At 68.3% G+C, this 15986-nt stretch carries 15 protein-coding genes; 11 read left to right on the top strand and 4 right to left on the bottom strand.

The annotated features are described in order from the left end of the window. The 3 genes from G328_RS0106895 to G328_RS0106905 are packed head-to-tail and all read right to left on the bottom strand — an operon-like array spanning position 1 to position 2647. Positions 1–1209, bottom strand: coding sequence for an App1 family protein (locus G328_RS0106895; protein WP_019618613.1), 1209 nt, complete (start codon positions 1207–1209; stop codon positions 1–3). 36 nt (positions 1210–1245) lie between these two features. Continuing rightward, positions 1246–1956 carry an SOS response-associated peptidase gene (locus G328_RS0106900; protein WP_026339709.1) on the bottom strand — a complete coding sequence of 237 codons (711 nt, stop codon included), beginning with the start codon at positions 1954–1956 and terminating at the stop codon, positions 1246–1248. Positions 1957–1966: 10 nt separating this feature from the next. Further along, positions 1967–2647, bottom strand: a complete 681-nt coding sequence (locus G328_RS0106905; RefSeq protein WP_019618615.1) for a DedA family protein — start codon at positions 2645–2647, stop codon at positions 1967–1969. A 106-nt stretch (positions 2648–2753) separates the two neighbouring features. On the opposite strand from G328_RS0106905, the gene G328_RS0106910 reads away from it, so the two are divergent. The 3 genes from G328_RS0106910 to G328_RS0106920 are packed head-to-tail and all read left to right on the top strand — an operon-like array spanning position 2754 to position 5827. Then, the gene (locus tag G328_RS0106910; RefSeq protein ID WP_019618616.1) at positions 2754–4181 is read left to right on the top strand and encodes a cytochrome ubiquinol oxidase subunit I; all 1428 of its coding nucleotides are present in this window, start codon (positions 2754–2756) and stop codon (positions 4179–4181) included. Further along, positions 4181–5251, top strand: coding sequence for a cytochrome d ubiquinol oxidase subunit II (gene cydB / locus G328_RS0106915; protein ID WP_019618617.1), 1071 nt, complete (start codon positions 4181–4183; stop codon positions 5249–5251). The genes G328_RS0106910 and cydB overlap by 1 nt, the downstream gene beginning before the upstream one ends. A 51-nt stretch (positions 5252–5302) precedes the next feature. Next, on the top strand, positions 5303–5827 hold the full coding sequence (locus G328_RS0106920) for a YbhB/YbcL family Raf kinase inhibitor-like protein (protein WP_019618618.1): 525 nt from the start codon (positions 5303–5305) through the stop codon (positions 5825–5827). A gap of 21 nt (positions 5828–5848) precedes the next feature. Here the strand turns inward: G328_RS0106920 and G328_RS0106925 are convergent, their stop codons facing one another. Continuing rightward, complete coding sequence (locus G328_RS0106925; protein WP_019618619.1) at positions 5849–6610, bottom strand: GntR family transcriptional regulator; 762 nt, start codon at positions 6608–6610, stop codon at positions 5849–5851. Between the two features lie 193 nt (positions 6611–6803). Between G328_RS0106925 and iolC the strand changes: the two genes are divergently transcribed. The 8 genes from iolC to G328_RS0106965 all read left to right on the top strand — a co-directional run bounded on the left by iolC (position 6804) and on the right by G328_RS0106965 (position 15951). Beyond that, positions 6804–7748, top strand: a complete 945-nt coding sequence (gene iolC / locus G328_RS0106930) for a 5-dehydro-2-deoxygluconokinase (RefSeq protein ID WP_019618620.1) — start codon at positions 6804–6806, stop codon at positions 7746–7748. A 1-nt stretch (position 7749) separates the two neighbouring features. Next, positions 7750–8661, top strand: coding sequence for a class I fructose-bisphosphate aldolase (locus G328_RS0106935; RefSeq protein ID WP_019618621.1), 912 nt, complete (start codon positions 7750–7752; stop codon positions 8659–8661). Positions 8662–8666: 5 nt separating this feature from the next. After that, the gene (iolB, locus tag G328_RS0106940; protein WP_019618622.1) at positions 8667–9581 is read left to right on the top strand and encodes a 5-deoxy-glucuronate isomerase; all 915 of its coding nucleotides are present in this window, start codon (positions 8667–8669) and stop codon (positions 9579–9581) included. 2 nt (positions 9582–9583) lie between these two features. Continuing rightward, on the top strand, positions 9584–11497 hold the full coding sequence (iolD, locus tag G328_RS0106945; protein ID WP_019618623.1) for a 3D-(3,5/4)-trihydroxycyclohexane-1,2-dione acylhydrolase (decyclizing): 1914 nt from the start codon (positions 9584–9586) through the stop codon (positions 11495–11497). 44 nt (positions 11498–11541) lie between these two features. Beyond that, positions 11542–12468, top strand: coding sequence for a sugar phosphate isomerase/epimerase family protein (locus G328_RS0106950; protein ID WP_019618624.1), 927 nt, complete (start codon positions 11542–11544; stop codon positions 12466–12468). 32 nt (positions 12469–12500) lie between these two features. After that, entirely contained in the window at positions 12501–13514 is a 1014-nt protein-coding gene (locus G328_RS0106955) for a Gfo/Idh/MocA family oxidoreductase (RefSeq protein ID WP_019618625.1), read from the top strand. 14 nt (positions 13515–13528) lie between these two features. Beyond that, positions 13529–14401 carry a sugar phosphate isomerase/epimerase family protein gene (locus G328_RS0106960; protein ID WP_019618626.1) on the top strand — a complete coding sequence of 291 codons (873 nt, stop codon included), beginning with the start codon at positions 13529–13531 and terminating at the stop codon, positions 14399–14401. Between the two features lie 110 nt (positions 14402–14511). Then, on the top strand, positions 14512–15951 hold the full coding sequence (locus G328_RS0106965; RefSeq protein ID WP_026339711.1) for a sugar porter family MFS transporter: 1440 nt from the start codon (positions 14512–14514) through the stop codon (positions 15949–15951). Positions 15952–15986 lie beyond the last annotated feature (35 nt).

Below are 15986 nucleotides of genomic sequence, written 5' to 3' on the forward strand. Positions count from 1 at the left end.
CTACAGCTCGTCTTCGGGGCGCCGGATGAGCGGGCGCGCGACGCGCTTGTCGGCGAGCGACTTCGAGAGGTCGACGAGGTCGGCGGCCTGCGGGTCGTGGTCGATGATGCCGTACTTCGCGAGTTCTTCGACGAGCGTCGCGCCGCTCGGCCCGTGCACCCACGGCACGCGCACGCGCTGCCGCCACCGCGCCGAGCTGCCGGCCCGGCCGCCCGCGAGCACCGACTCGGTGTTCGAGAGCTGCCGAATGACGACCGCGGCAACGTGGCCCGGGTGCGTCGTCGCGAACTCGCCGTAGATCGACTCGTCGTGCTGGCCGTCGTCGCCGATGAGAATCCACTTCACGTCGGGAAACTGCTCGGCGAGCGCGCGCAGGCTCGTGCGCTTGTGCTCGGTGCCCGAACGGAACAGCCGCTTCGTCGTCGGCCCCCAGTCGGTGAGCAGCAGCGGCCCAAACGGGAACAGGTTGCGGCCGAGGAATCGGCTCAGCGTCGGCGCGACGTTCCACGACCCCGTCGAGAGGTAGAAGAACGGTGTGGTGTCGGCGCCGAACTTGTCGACGAGGCGCTGGTAGAGCACGTTCATGCCGGGCACCGACATGCGGGCGTGCTCGTCGAGCACGAACGTGTTCCAGGCCGCGAGCAGGGGGCGCGGGAGCGAGGTCACCATGACGGTGTCGTCGATGTCCGAAATAATGCCGATCTGCTGGTCGTCGGGCGTGATGAACACCTGCGACGTCGAGTACTGGTCGTCGATCGTGGCGAACTCGATCTCGTGCCAGCCGGGCTCGAGGGCGATGTCGAAGGTCGCGTCGAGTATGCCCCCGCGGTCGGCCTTCACCTCGAAGCGGCGGTCGCCGATGCGCACCCGCACGGTCGAGTTCGGCACCGCGACGCGCACGAAGCTGCGCCAGCCGCGCACCGAGCGCTCTTTGCCGCGGGGCAGGTTGAGAATCGAGAACTTCCGCAGCCCGTAGCGTCGCACGGCCTCGGGCACCATCTGCACGCGGCCGAGCACGCGCACCTGCGACGTCGAACCGTAGCCGGTGTAGGCCTCGACCTGCTCGACCTCACCGCGGCGCCTGGCGCGTCGCATCCGCCAGTGCTTCAGCGAGTCTTCGAGCCGGAACGCGTTGCTCACCGCGAGCTCGGCGAACGGGATGCGCAGGGCCAGAGAACCGAGGGTTCGGGGCTGCTTGGCGGGAGTCACTGCGTCATCTTTGCACGGTCGGGCAAACGACCGAAATCACTCCGCGACCTCGACCTCGTCGATGAGGTGCTCGTCGTTCTCGCGCACGTTGCCGACGCGGCGGTCGACGGGCCGCAGCTCGAGGCCGCCCGACACTGCGAGGGCGCGATCGGCGAAGTCGTCGACGAGGGCCGCGTCGCCGGTCGTTGCGGGGTCGAGCCACTCGTCGACGTCGCCGCGGTCGAGAAACACGGGCGTGCGGTCGTGCAGCCATTCGAGGTTCTCGGTCGCCGACTGGCGGGTGAGGATCGTCGCCGAGAGCAGCCACGCGCTGCCGTCGTCGGCGGGCTCGGGGCGTTTCCACCACTCGTAGAGGGCCGCGAACAGCAGCGAGCCGCCGCCCGACGGATGCACGTAGTACGGCTGCTTTGAGCCGTCGGCCCGCTTGTGCCACTCGTAGTAGCCGTCGACGGGGATCACGCCGCGGCGCTGCTTCACCGCGGCGCGGAACGTCGGTTTCGATACCGCCGTCTCGCTGCGGGCGTTGAACGCGCGCACGCCGACCGACTCGTCTTTCGCCCAGCCGGGCACGAGCCCCCACTTCGCCGACTCGAGGCGGCGCGCTTCGGGGGTGTCGACGACGAGGCGAATCTGCGTGGTCGGCGCGACGTTGTAGGAGGCACCCGGGAGGTCGGGCGCCTCGTGGTCGATGTCGAGCTCGGCGGTGAGCTCACCGGTGGCGCGGGCCACTACGAATCTGCCGCACATGCGAACGAGCCTAGGGCACCCGGGTGGGTGGCGAGTCGGTGCCGGTCGCGCCCGACGCGAGCTGCGCATCCACCCGCTTCGTGAGCCAGCGCTTGACGAGCCACACGACGACGACGAACACGACGATGATCGCCGCGAACACGAAGCCCGCCCAGTGGAGTTGCGAGCTCAGCTGCTGATAGCTCGCGGTCGCGAACGCGCCGACCGAGACGTAGGCGACGGCCCAGACGGTGCAGGCGGGGAGGGTCCACGCGAGGAACTTGCGGTAGCGCATGCGCGCCATGCCGGCCGTCACCGGCACGAGGGAGTGGAGCACGGGGAGGAACCGCGAGACGAACACCGCGACGCCGCCGCGCTTCGCGAGGTAGGTTTCGGCCTGCTCCCAGTTCGCCAGGCCAATTCGCCGCCCGAGCCACGAGCGCTTGATGGCGGGCCCGAGCCAGCGGCCGAGGGCGAAGCCGATCGACTCGCCCGCGAACGCTCCGAGAATCGCGGCGAGCACGATGAGCACCCACTGCTGCGGGGTGGTCACGCTCGTCGCGGTGACGAGCAGGGTCGCGTCGCCGGGCACGAGGAACCCGATGAAGAGGCTCGTCTCGAGCAGGAGCCCGACGAAGGCGATGGTCGCGACGAGCCAGGGGTCGAGCTGCTGCACGGTCTGGATGACGGTGTCGAGCAGGTCGGAGAGCATCCAGGAATCCTAATCGGGCGCGCTGGGTGTTGGTCTTGAGCCGTCGAAATTAACGCTACAATTTGTAGAGTTCTTAGCAAGCCGTGCCTAGCTTCTGGAGCCGCTCATGGACGCGTTACTCGACCCACTCATTCTCTCTCGGTGGCAGTTCGGGCTGACCACCCTCTACCACTTCCTCTTCGTGCCGATCACGCTCGGCCTCGTGCTCTGCGTCGCCATCTGGCAGACCGCCTGGCACCGCACCGGCAAGGTGCAGTACCTGCAGCTCACGAAGTTCTTCGGCAACATCTTCCTCATTAACTTCGCGATGGGTGTCGTCACCGGCATCGTGCAGGAGTTCCAGTTCGGCATGAACTGGTCGAACTACTCGCGCTTCGTCGGCGACATTTTCGGTGCGCCGCTCGCGTTCGAGGGTCTCGTCGCGTTCTTCATGGAGGCGACGTTCATCGGCCTGTGGATCTTCGGATGGGATCGCATCAAGCCCGCCGCCCACCTCGCGTGCATCTGGATGACCATGATCGGCACGTGGGCCTCGGCCTACTTCATCCTCGCCGCGAACGCGTTCATGCAGAACCCGGTCGGGTTCGAGTTCAGCGCCGAAAACGGTCGCGCCGAGCTCGTCGACTTCGGCGCCGTGCTGCTGAACCCCGTCGCGCTCACGCAGCTGCCGCACACGCTCGCCGCCTCGGTCATGCTCGCCGGCACGATCATCGTCGGCGTCGCCGCTTGGCACCTGCGCCGCGGCCAGCACTTCGATGTGTTCCGCCCGGCGATGCGGTTCGGGCTGTGGACCGTGCTCATTTCGGGCTTCGCCGTCATGCTCTCGGGCCACGAGCTCGGCCTCGCGATGACCGCGACGCAGCCCATGAAGATGGCGGCGGCCGAGGCCATGTGGAACACGTCGAGCGGCGCCGACGCGTCGTTCTCGCTGTTCTCGATCGGCACCCCCGACGGCACCGAGGAGGTGTGGTCGCTGCGTGTGCCCTATGTCTCCGCGTTCCTCGCGAGCAACTCGTTTAGCGGCACGGTCGAGGGCATCAACGACCTGCAGGCGCAGTACGAACAGCTCTACGGCGCCGACCAGATCTACTACCCAGTGATCTGGGTCACGTACTGGTCGTTCCGCTGGATGATGTTCTTCGGTATGGCCTCGATGGCGATCGCGCTCGTGGGCCTCTGGGTGACCCGCAAGGGCGCCGAGCCGCGTGGTTGGCACTACCAAATCGCGATCTGGACGGCGACGTTCCCGCTCTGGGGCATCCTCGTCGGCTGGGTCTTCACCGAGATGGGTCGACAACCGTGGCTCGTGTTCGGGCTGATGCCCACCGAGGCTGGCGTCTCGCCGAACGTCTCGGGAGTGAACGTGCTCATCTCACTCATCGCCTTCACGCTCATCTACGGCATCCTCGCCGTGGTTGAGGTGAAGCTCATCCTCAAGGCCGCGCAGTCCGACCCGATTCAGGTGCCGGGCGCGAACGACGACGGTGTCGTCGAGAACATCGATGACGTCAAGGTGAAAGCGAGCGTGTACTGATGGAACTCGAGATCCTCTTCTTCTGGATCATCGCCTTCATGTTCATCGGGTATTTCGTGCTCGATGGCTTCGACTTCGGCGTCGGCATCGCGCTGCCGATTATCGGCCGCGATGACACCGACCGGCGCATCCTCATCAACACGATTGGGCCGATCTGGGACCTCAACGAGACGTGGGTGATCGTCGGCGGCGCGCTCATGTTCGCCGCGTTCCCCGAGTGGTACGCCACCGTGTTCTCGGGCGCCTACCTCGTGCTGCTGATCATCCTGCTCGCGCTCATCGCCCGCGGTGTCTCGTTCGAGTACCGGCACCAGGGCAAGGGCGTGCGCTGGACGCGCTCGTTCGACTGGATGATCTTCTTCGGCTCGGCGATTCCGGCCCTGCTGTGGGGCGCCGCGTTCGCGAACATTGTGCGCGGCATGCCGATGGAGTCGCACACGCAGACGGTCGGCGATCTCACGTTCGTGAGCGAGTTCAACTACACGGGCTCGCTGCTCGACCTGCTCAACCCGTACGCGCTGCTCGGCGGCCTCACGACGCTCGCGCTGTTCTTCTACCACGGCCTCACGTTCATCTCGCGAAAGACCGACGGTGACCTACGTGAGCGCGCGCACAAGCTCGCGATCTGGGTCGGCGTCGCGGTCGCCGTGCTCGCGCTCGCGTTCCTCGGCTGGACCGTCGCGGCGTACTTCTCGCTCGTGGGCCTCGTGCTCTCGGCGGTCGCGGTCGTCGCGTTCCTCGCCTCGTGGGTCGCGCACCTGCGCCGCCGCGACGGCGTCGCCTTCGCCTTCGGCTGCGCGACCGTGATCGCGGCCGTGTGGTCGCTGTTCGCGGCGCTCTACCCGGCGCTCATGCGCAACCTGTCGGGCGGGGAGGACCTCACGATCTGGAACGGTGCCGCGAGCGAGACGACCCTCACGATCATGGCGTGGGCGTTCCTCGTGATCATGCCGCTCGTCATCGGCTACCAGGCGTGGAGCTTCTGGACCTTCCGCAAGCGCCTGCGCCGCGAAGATTTCGAGTCGCACGCCGATGCCCCAGCGATCGCCGAGGTGCGTTCGGCAGGATAGGCGGGGTCACGAAGCCTCGAACGCCCAAGCCTCGAACGAAGGAGCATTTCCATGGCAGCCAACACGTACGGATCGATCTCCGCGGCCCCCGACCTCGCGGTGTCGTCGCCCGACTTCGCCGACGGTGCGCGGCTGCCCGACCCGCAGGTGAGCGCAGGTGCGCTCGCGGCGGGGGAGGACCGCTCGCCCGCACTCGAGTGGGGCCCCGCGCCCGAGGGGACGAAGAGCTTCGCGGTGACGTGCTGGGACCCGGATGCCCCGACCGGTTCGGGCTTCTGGCACTGGGCCGTCTACAACATCCCGGCTGACGTGACCTCGCTGCCGGCCGGCGCCGGCACGCCCGACTCGGACGACCTGCCGATCGACGCGCGCACCCTGCGCAACGACGGCGGCGTCGCGGGATACGCGGGTGCGGCCCCGCCCGTTGGCCACGGCGAGCACCGCTACATCTTCGCCGTGCACGCGCTCGACACGACCCTCGACCTGCCCGAGGGTGCGACTCCCGCCGCGCTCGGCTTCAACATGTTCGGCCACACGCTCGGCCGCGGGCTCGTCACCGGCGTCTGGGATCGCTAGAACGGCTCCTGCCGCCCCGGCCTACTTCGCGACGAGTGTGGTCTCGAAGCTATACATGTCGGGGCGGTAGCAGTGGCGGCCGACCTCGATTGCCCGGCCTGACGCGTCAAACGCGACGCGCTCCATCGTGAGTAGGGGGCTGCCGCTGTCGACGTCGAGCAGGCGAGCCTCGTCGCCGCGCTCGCGACGGGCACCGATGCGCTGCTTCGCCACTCGAATCGTGACGCCGCGCGAGCGGAGCACCTGGTAGAGGCCCTGCTGTTCGAGCAGGGTCTCGGTGATGTCGTCGAAGTCGGCGGGGAGCCAGTTCTCGAGCACCGCGACCGGCACACCCTCGGTGAGGCGCAGGCGGCGCAGGTGCAGAACCTCGCTGCCCGGCTCGATGCCGAGCCGTTCTGCGACGTCGTCGGGCGCGCCGACGAGCTCGCGGCCGAGGATGCGCGTCGTCGGAATGTGCTTGCTGCTCTGGAGGTCTTCCCAGAGGCTCGTGAGCTCGACCTCGCGGGTGACCTGGCCCTGCACGACCTGCGTGCCGATGCCGCGGCGGCGTACGAGGAGCCCCTTGTCGACGAGCTCCTGGATCGCCCGGCGCACGGTAGGGCGGGAGAGTCCGAGTCGACGGCCGATCTCGATCTCGTTTTCGAGTCGCGCGCCGGTCGCGATCTCGCCCGAGCGGATCGCCGCCTCGAGTCGGCTCGACACCTGGTAGTACAGGGGCACGGGGCCGGTTCGGTCGAGGTCGGTAAACAGTTCGTCGGGCCAGACTGCCGGTTCGACTGCCATAACTCGCTCCCTCCGTTGCGCGCGGTTCGGCCTAATGTCCCGACAATGTTACCGCGCCCAAAGCGGGTCGACTTTCCTGGCCAATTCCTGGCTTGCACCCGGTCTTGCTTGTGATATTGTCCTGACATACATGCACGAGTGCGGCTCGGCCGAGACCCGGCTGGCCGCCAAGTCAAGACAATGGAGTTTGACGATGACCATCTCACCGGATGTGCTCGCCATCGGCCGCCTCGGCGTCGATATCTATCCCCTGCAAGACGGGGTGGGGCTCGAAGAGGTCGAGACCTTCGGCAAGTACCTCGGTGGCACCGCCGCGAACCTCAGCGTCGCGGTCGCGCGCTACGGCCACGCGCCGGCCCTCATCTCCCGCGTCGGCGACGACCCGTTCGGTCGCTACCTGCTGAACGAGCTCGCCCGCCTCGGGGTCGACAACCGCTTCGTCGCGACCGATCCCGATCTGAAGACGCCCGTCACGTTCTGCGAGATCTTCCCGCCCGACGACTTCCCGCTCTACTTCTACCGCGAGCCAAAGGCGCCCGACCACAACGTCGACACGGCGCAGCTCGACCTCGACGCGGTCGAGGCCGCGCGAATCCTCTGGATTACGACGACCGGTCTCGCCGAAGAGCCGAGCCGGGCCACGCACCACGAGATACTCGGCCGCCGCGGCCGCCGCGAGCACACAATTCTCGACCTCGACTACCGGCCGATGTTCTGGGAGTCGCGCGAGGCGGCCTCGGCCGAGGTTGGCAGCGTGCTTGAGCAGGTGACGGTCGCGGTCGGCAACCGCGAAGAGTGCGAGGTCGCGGTCGGCGAGACCGAACCGAGCCGGGCGGCGGATGCACTGCTCGAGCGGGGCCTCGAGCTCGCGATCGTGAAGCAGGGCCCCCGCGGCGTGCTCGCGAAGACGCGCGACGAGACGGTCGAAGTGCCCGTGCACGCCGTCGACGTCATCAATGGCCTTGGCGCCGGCGACGCGTTCGGCGGCGCCCTCTGCCACGGGCTGCTGGAAGGCTGGGGCCTCGAGCGCGCGCTCCGCTTCGCAAACGTCGCCGGCGCGCTCGTCGCGTCGCGCCGCGAATGTTCCACCGCAATGCCGACGGCCGACGAGGTCGAACGACTCCTCCAGGAAGCCTGAGATGCCGACACTCACTGAGACCCAGTTCGCCGAGCTCCGCGAGGTGCGCGCGCTGCGGCCCGACGCGATCGCCGAGACGTTCGCGCGCCGCCGCCGCCGCGATCTGCTGCGCGGCGACCGGCGCCTGTTCATCATCGCCGCCGACCACCCGGCCCGCGGCGCCCTCGCGGTCGGGCAGAACCCCACCGCAATGGCCGACCGCTACGAGCTGCTCGACCGGCTCGCGACCGCGCTCGCGCACCCGGGCGTCGACGGAGTGCTCGGCACGCCCGACATCATCGATGACCTCGCCGCCCTCGGCCTGCTCGACGACAAGCTCATCGTCGGCTCGATGAACCGCGGCGGCCTGCGCGGCGCCGCTTTCGAGATGGACGACCGCTACGGCGCCTACGACATCGACGCGATCGCCGACCGTGGGATCGACTTCGCGAAGACCCTCGTGCGCGTCAACCTCGCCGACGCCGGCACCGCCGCGACGCTCGAAGCGACCGCCCGCGCCGTCAGCGAGGCCGCGGCCGCGCGCATCCCGATCATGCTCGAGCCGTTCCTTAGCGAGTGGCGTGACGGCCGCATCGTGAACGACCTCTCGACCGATGCCGTGATCCTCTCGATCGCGATCGCCCAGGGCCTCGGCGCCGACAGCGCCTACACCTGGATGAAGCTCCCCGTTGTCGACGACATGGAGCGCGTCATGGCCGCGACGACGATGCCGACGCTGCTGCTCGGCGGCGACTCCGGCGCCGACCCCGATGAGACCTTCGCCGCCTGGGACCGCGCCCTCGCGCTGCCCGGCGTCATGGGCCTCACTGTCGGCCGCACCCTGCTCTACCCTCCCGACGGTGACGTCGCGGGCGCCGTCGACACGGCCGCCCGCCTCGTGCACCGCGACCTCACCACGATTTCTGGGAGATAGGCAACATGACTGAACAGCGCTGGTTCCACCCCCGCGGCGCCCTCGCGCGCGACGGCTGGGAGACGGTTGTCGACGGCTCGCTCGACGGCTGGCAGCACACGGGGCTGCGCGTCGCGACCCTCGCGGCCGGCGAGCAGCTCATTCTCAAGGGCGGCACCGAGAAACTCGTCGTGCCGCTCGCGGGTTCGTTCCGCGTGCACGTCGCCGAGGGCGACGTCGGTGAGCACTACGATCTCGCTGGCCGCGCCTCGGTGTTCGACGGGCCGACCGACGTGCTCTACGTCTCGACCGAGGGGCACCTCGTGCTCCGCGGTGAGGGGCGCGTCGCGATCGCCGAGTCGCCGACCGAGGTCGCGCATCCCACCCGATATCTCGCCGCGAGCGAGTATCCCGTTGAGCTGCGAGGCGCCGGCGCCTCGAGCCGCCAGGTGCACAACTACGGCACCCCCGCGGCGCTCGAGGCTGAGCGTTTCATCGTCTGCGAGGTCATCACGCCCGCCGAGAACTGGTCGTCGTACCCGCCGCACAAGCACGACGAGGCGAAGCCCGGCCACGAGTCGCGCCTCGAGGAGATCTACTACTTCGAGACCGCGCCCGCGCGCGTCGGCGGCGACGCCGGCACGCAGGAAGCGTCGTTCGGCATGTTCAGCACGTACTCGTCGCCCGCCGGCGAGATCGACATCAACGCGCAGGTGCGCACGGGCGATGTCGCCCTCGTGCCATACGGCTACCACGGCCCGGCGGTCGCGGCCCCCGGCTACGACATGTACTACCTCAACGTCATGGCCGGCCCCGACGCCGAGCGCGTCTGGCACATCAGCGACGACCCGCACCACGCCTGGGTGCGCGAGACCTGGGAGGGGCAGGAGTTCGACACCCGCCTGCCGTACGAGCCCACCTCGGGCGCGAAGGAGCAGTAGGGATGGCCGAGACGAAGCGCATGACGGTGGGCCAGGCCCTCGTCGAGTTCCTCGCACACCAGTACACCGTCGACGGCGACGTGCGTGAGCGCACGGTCGCGGGCATGTTCGGCATCTTCGGCCACGGCAACGTCGCCGGTGTCGGGCAGGCGCTGCGGCAGTTCAACGAAGAGCAGCCCGACCTCATGCCGTACTACCAGGCCCGCAACGAGCAGGCGATGGTGCACCAGGCGGTCGGTTACGCGCGGATGCACCGGCGTCGCGCGACGCTCGCCGCGGCCGCGTCGGTCGGCCCCGGCGCCGCGAACATGCTCACGGGCGCGGCCCTCGCGACCTCGAACCGCCTGCCGGCGCTGCTGCTGCCGAGCGACACGTTTGCGACTCGCGTTGCCGACCCCGTGCTGCAGCAGCTCGAGCACCCGCACGACACGAGCGTGCAGGTCACCGACGCCTTCCGCCCCGTCTCGAAGTTCTTCGACCGCGTCGAGCGCCCCGAGCAGCTATTCTCGATCGCGCTCGCCGCGATGCGCGTGCTCACCGACCCGGTCGAGACCGGCGCCGTGACGATCGCGCTGCCCGAGGACGTGCAGGCCGAGGCGATCGACGTGCCGCTCGAGTTCCTTCAAGACCGTGAGTGGCGCATCAACCGCCCGCGCCCCGACCGCGACGCGCTCGCGGCGGCCGTCGAGGCGATCCGTGCTGCGAAGCGTCCCATGATCGTCGCCGGCGGCGGCGTGCTCTACTCGGGCGCCGAGGGCGTGCTGCGTGAGCTCGTCGAGACGACCGGGATTCCCGTCGGCACCTCGCAGGCTGGCGGCGGCACGCTCGACTGGGATCACCCGCAGAGCCTTGGCGGTGTCGGTGCAACCGGCACCCTCGCCGCGAACCGCATCGCGGCCGAGGCCGACGTCATCATTGGCGTCGGCACGCGCTACAGCGACTTCACGACCGCGTCGCGCACCGCGTTCCAGCACCCGAACGTGACGTTCGTGAACCTCAACGTCGCCTCGTTTGACGCGTACAAGCACGGCTCGCAGCTGCCGCTCATCGCCGACGCGCGTGAGGCGCTCGTCGAGCTCACGCCACTCCTCGCCGACGTGCGGGTTGACGCCGACTACGCCGAGCGCATCCGCGCCGAAAAGGCAGAGTGGGACTCGACGGTCGACACCGCGTTTGCGCGGTCGGGCCTCACGCTTCCGGGCCAGCCCGAGATCATCGGCGCCGTGCAGCGCAGCAGCGCGCCCGACGACGTGATCGTGCAGGCGGCCGGTTCGCTGCCGGGCGACCTCCACAAGCTCTGGCGCGTGCGCGACCCGCTCGGGTACCACGTCGAGTACGCGTTCTCGTGCATGGGTTACGAGATCGCCGGCGGCCTCGGCGTGAAGCGCGGCGCGCTCGCCGACGGCTCCGACCGCGACGTCATCGTCATGGTTGGCGACGGCTCGTACCTCATGCTCAACACCGAGCTCGTTACGGCGGTCGCCGAGGGGATCAAGCTCATCGTTGTGCTCATTCAGAACCACGGCTACGCGTCGATCGGTCACCTCTCGGAGACGGTGGGGTCGGAGCGATTCGGCACGAAGTACCGCGCCTACGACCCGCAGGCGCGCAACTTCCAGGGCGATGAGGTGCTGCCCGTCGACCTCGCGATGAACGCTCGAAGCTACGGCCTCGACGTCGTCGAGATCGAGCCGGGCGAGACGGCCGTCGACGAGCTCGAGGCGGCAATTGCGGCCGCGAAGGCGTCGACGCGCTCGACCTTCATTCACATCAACTCCGACCCCCACATCTACGCGCCCGACGGCGCCGGGTGGTGGGATGTGCCGGTCGCCGAGGTCTCGACGCTCGAAACGACGCAGGCGGCACGCGCGGAGTACGAAGACCAGGTTGCGGAGCAGCGGCCGCTGCTGGGTTGAACCCACCAAGACTGAACCACACCAATCAAGGAGCACCTAGGACAATGACGACCGACACCACTGCCGCCACGAGCGGGCTCCGCATCGGCACCGCGCCCGACTCGTGGGGCGTCTGGTTCCCCGACCACCCGCGCCAGATTCCGTGGCAGCGCTTTCTCGACGAGGTCGAGGCGGCGGGCTACAACTGGATCGAGCTCGGGCCGTACGGCTACCTGCCGACCGACCCGCACGAGCTGGAGGATGAGCTCGGCAAGCGCAACCTGAAGCTCTCGGGCGGCACCGTATTCACGGGCTTCCACAAGGGCGACGACGAGTGGCAGCGCGCCTGGGATCAGGCCGTGCAGGTTGCCGGTCTCGTCTCGAAGCTCGGCGCCGAGCACATCGTTGTGATTCCCGACATGTGGCGCAGCGACCTCACGGGCGAGGCCCTCGAGGCACGCACACTCACGCCTGAGCAGTGGGCGAAGCTCGCGACCGGGCAGGAGCGGCTCGGCAAGGCGCTGCTCGAGGAGTACGGGGTGCGTCAGCAGTTCCACTCGCACGCCGACAGCCACGTGGGTACGCGCGGCGAGGTTGTGCGCCTGCTCGAGCTCACCGACCCGCGCTACGTCAACCTCTGCCTCGACACGGGCCACTACGCCTACTACGGCGGCGACAACCTGCGCCTCATCGAGGAGCACCCGGAGCGCATCGGCTACCTCCACCTCAAGCAGATCGACCCCGAGTACCGCTTCGAGGTGCTGAAGAACGACATCTCGTTCGCCGATGCCGCGAGCGACATCATGGTCGAGCCGCCCGCCGGCATCCCCGACTTCGCGCCGATCATCGAGGCGGTCGCGAAGCTCGACCCCGAAACCTTCGCGATCGTCGAGCAGGACATGCCCGGCGTCGACATCAACCTGCCCCACGACATCGCGACCCGCACCCGCCGCCACATCTTCGGCTGCACCTCGTTTGCCCGCTCGCGCTAGCTCGGCCCCGCGGAACCACCACAGGAGACATCATGACCACTGACCTTCGCATCGGCGTCGTCGGCGCCGGCCTCATGGGCGCCGACCACATCGCCCGCATCACCCACCGCATTAGCGGAGCTCGCGTCTCGGCGATCATCGAGCCGAACGCCGAGCGCGCCGCCGCCGCGGCCGAGCTCGCGCCCGGCGCTGAGACCTTCTCGAGCATCGACGACGGCATCGCCGCCAGTGCGTTTGACGCCGTGCTCATCGCGACGCCGGGCCAGTTCCACGAGCCCGTGATCGAGCCGGCGCTCGCGGCGGGCCTGCCGATCTTCTGCGAGAAGCCGCTCACGCAAGACTCCGAGTCGTCGGCGCGCGTGCTTGAGCTCGAGCAGCGCCTCGACCGCCCGCACATTCAGGTCGGCTTCATGCGCCGCTTCGACCCCGAGTACGCGCAGCTGCGCGAGCTCGTTGCGAAGGGTGACGCGGGCGAGCTGCTGCTGCTGCACTGCGCGCACCGCAACCCGAGCGTGCCCGACACTTACATCCAGCCGATGCTGATCAACGACTCGGTCGTGCACGAGTTCGACGTCGTGCCGTGGCTCGCCGGTTCGCCCATCAAGACGGTCGAGGTGAAGTACCCGCGCCGCAACGACCTCGCGCCCGAGCGGCTGCGCGAGCCGATCGTCGTCATCATGGGGCTCGAGAACGGCGTCTTCGTCGACGTCGAGATGAACGTCAACGTGCAGTTCGGCTACCAGGTGACGACCGAGGCGGTGTTCCAGCGCGGCGTCGCCCGCATCGGGCAGCCCTCTGGCCTGCAGCTCTGGCAGGATGCGCGGGTTGCGACGGGCGAGCACGAGTCGTTCGTGACGCGCTTCTCGACCGCCTATGACAACGAGATCACCCGCTGGGTCGACGCGGTGCGCGACGGCCGCCTCGTCGACGGCCCGAACGCCTGGGACGGCTACCTCGTCGCGCTCGCCTGCGAGGCCGGGGTGCGCGCCCTCGACGGTGGCGTGCAGGAGATTACGAGCCCCGACCGACCCGCGTTCTACGCCTAACCAGGAGACTCAACATGGTGCGCATTGCCCTCGACCCCACGCCGTACAACGACACGGTGCCGCTGCTCGATTTCCCCGACCTGGTCGCGCGGCTCGGCTACGAGTACCTGCAGCTCACGCCGAACCCCGACTTCGGGCGGCACTTTCACTACCCGAAGGTCGACACGGCCATGATTGGCCAGCTGAAGAAGCGCGCGGCCGATGCCGGCGTGACGATCACGTCGGTGCTGCCGGTGCAGCGATTCTCGTGGCCCGAAGAGCCGCAACGCGAGGCTGGCGTGCGCAATCTCAAGCGGTACATCGAGATCGCAGCCGCCCTCGAGGCGCCGGTCGTGAACACCGAGTTCTCGGGCCGCCCCGAGCGCGAAGAGGACTCCGAGGCCGCGTTCTACCGGTCGATGGAGGAGCTGCTGCCCGTGCTTGAACGCGAGGGCGTCACGCTGAACATCGACCCGCACCCCGACGACTTCGTCGAAGACGGGCTCGAGGCCTGGCGCATCATCCGGGGGCTCGACTCCGACCGCGTCGGCTTCGTCTACGTAGCCGCGCACACGTTCCACTACGGCGACCGTGCGGCGACGCTGCTGCCCGAGGTGGGGGAGCGGCTCGGCGCCGTCTACGTCGCCGACTCGTTCGACCACACGCGCTCGCAGGGTCTGCGCTACATCACGAACCCTCCTGGGAACGCGGTGCGCGTGCACCAGCACCTCAACATCGGCGACGGCGACGTCGACTGGCAGGAGCTCTTCGGCACCCTGCGCGAGACCGGCTACCTCGACCGACCCGACGCGCTCATCGTCTCGAACGTGTTTGCCGAGAACGAGGCGGCCGACGAGTCGGCGAAGCACCAGTTGGATGCGGTGCGCGAGCTGCTCGCCGGAGCTTAGAAAGATCACAATTCGGTTACTTTGTTCAGATGTTAGTTTGACCTAACAAAGTACTTTGGCACGATTGCTTCGCCGCTAATCGGCGGCACTCACACAACAAGGAGTCAAAGATGACTGCATCCACCTCGGGAACCTCCGGCAGTACACTGCCGGCGCTTGTGGCTGGCCCCTACCGCAAGCGCCTCGGAGTCGTCGCGATGATCGCCACGTTCGGCGGTCTGCTCTTCGGCTATGACACCGGAGTAATTAACGGGGCACTGCGGCCAATGGCCGCTGAGCTCGGTCTCAACGCCTTCACCGAGGGCGTTGCGACGAGCTCGCTCGTGTTCGCCGCGGCGCTTGGCGCGATGTTCGGTGGTCGGCTTTCCGACGGCTGGGGCCGTCGCAAGACGATCATTCTGCTCGCCGTGCTCTTCTTCGTCGGCACGCTCTTTGTTGTCTTTACCCCCGACCTCACGCTGCTCGTCGTCGGTCGCGTGCTGCTCGGCCTCGCGGTCGGCGGCGCGTCGACGGTGGTGCCGGTGTTCCTCGCCGAGATTGCGCCCTATGAAATCCGCGGCTCGCTCGCGGGTCGCAATGAGCTCATGATCGTCGTCGGTCAGCTCGCCGCGTTCGTCATCAACGCGATCCTTGGCAACACGCTCGGTCACCTCGACCACGTCTGGCGCATCATGTTCGCGATCTGCGCACTGCCCGCGATCGCGCTGTTCTTCGGCATGCTCCGCATGCCCGAGTCGCCGCGCTGGCTCATCGAGAAGGGCCGCACCGACGACGCGCTCGAGGTGCTCCGTCAGGTGCGCAGCGAAGACCGTGCCGTCGCCGAGATCGAGGAGCTCAAGGTCATCGCGGCGCAGGAGCGACACGAAGACCAGCTCGGCTGGCGTGCGGTGCTCACGAACCGCAACCTGCTGCGCATCCTGCTCGTCGGCATCGGCCTTGGCATCGCCCAGCAGCTCACGGGCATCAACTCGATCATGTACTTCGGCCAGACCGTGCTCGTCGAGTCGGGCTTTGACGAGAGCGCGGCGCTCATCGCGAACATCGCGCCCGGCGTTATCGCCGTGGTCGGTGGCCTCATCGCGCTCGCGATGATGGACCGGCTCGACCGTCGCAAGACGTTCATCATCGGGTTCTCGCTCACGACCACCTGCCACCTGCTCATCGGCGTGTTCTCGATGGTGCTGCCGGTCGGCGACCCGCTGCGCCCCTGGGTGATCCTGTTCCTCGTCGTCGCGTTCGTCGGCTCGATGCAGACGTTCCTCAACATCGCGGTGTGGGTCTACCTCTCCGAGATCTTCCCGCTCCACATGCGCGGCATCGGCATGGGTATCTCGGTGTTCGCGCTCTGGATCATGAACGGTTTCCTTTCGCTCTACTTCCTCTCGCTCGTCGAGTGGGTGGGCATCAACGGCACGTTCTTCATCTTCGCTGGCGTTGGTGCGCTCGCCCTGCTGTTCGTCATCACGCAGGTGCCCGAGACGCGCGGCCGCACGCTCGAGGCGCTCGAGGAGGACGTGACGACCGGCGCGATCTACACGACCGAAAAGTAGGCGTTCGCCCGGTCGCGCGGCGGTGCGACCGGGTA

It is taken from the genome of [Zimmermannella] faecalis ATCC 13722 (assembly GCF_000381765.1).
Lineage (GTDB): Bacteria > Actinomycetota > Actinomycetes > Actinomycetales > Microbacteriaceae > Gulosibacter > Gulosibacter faecalis.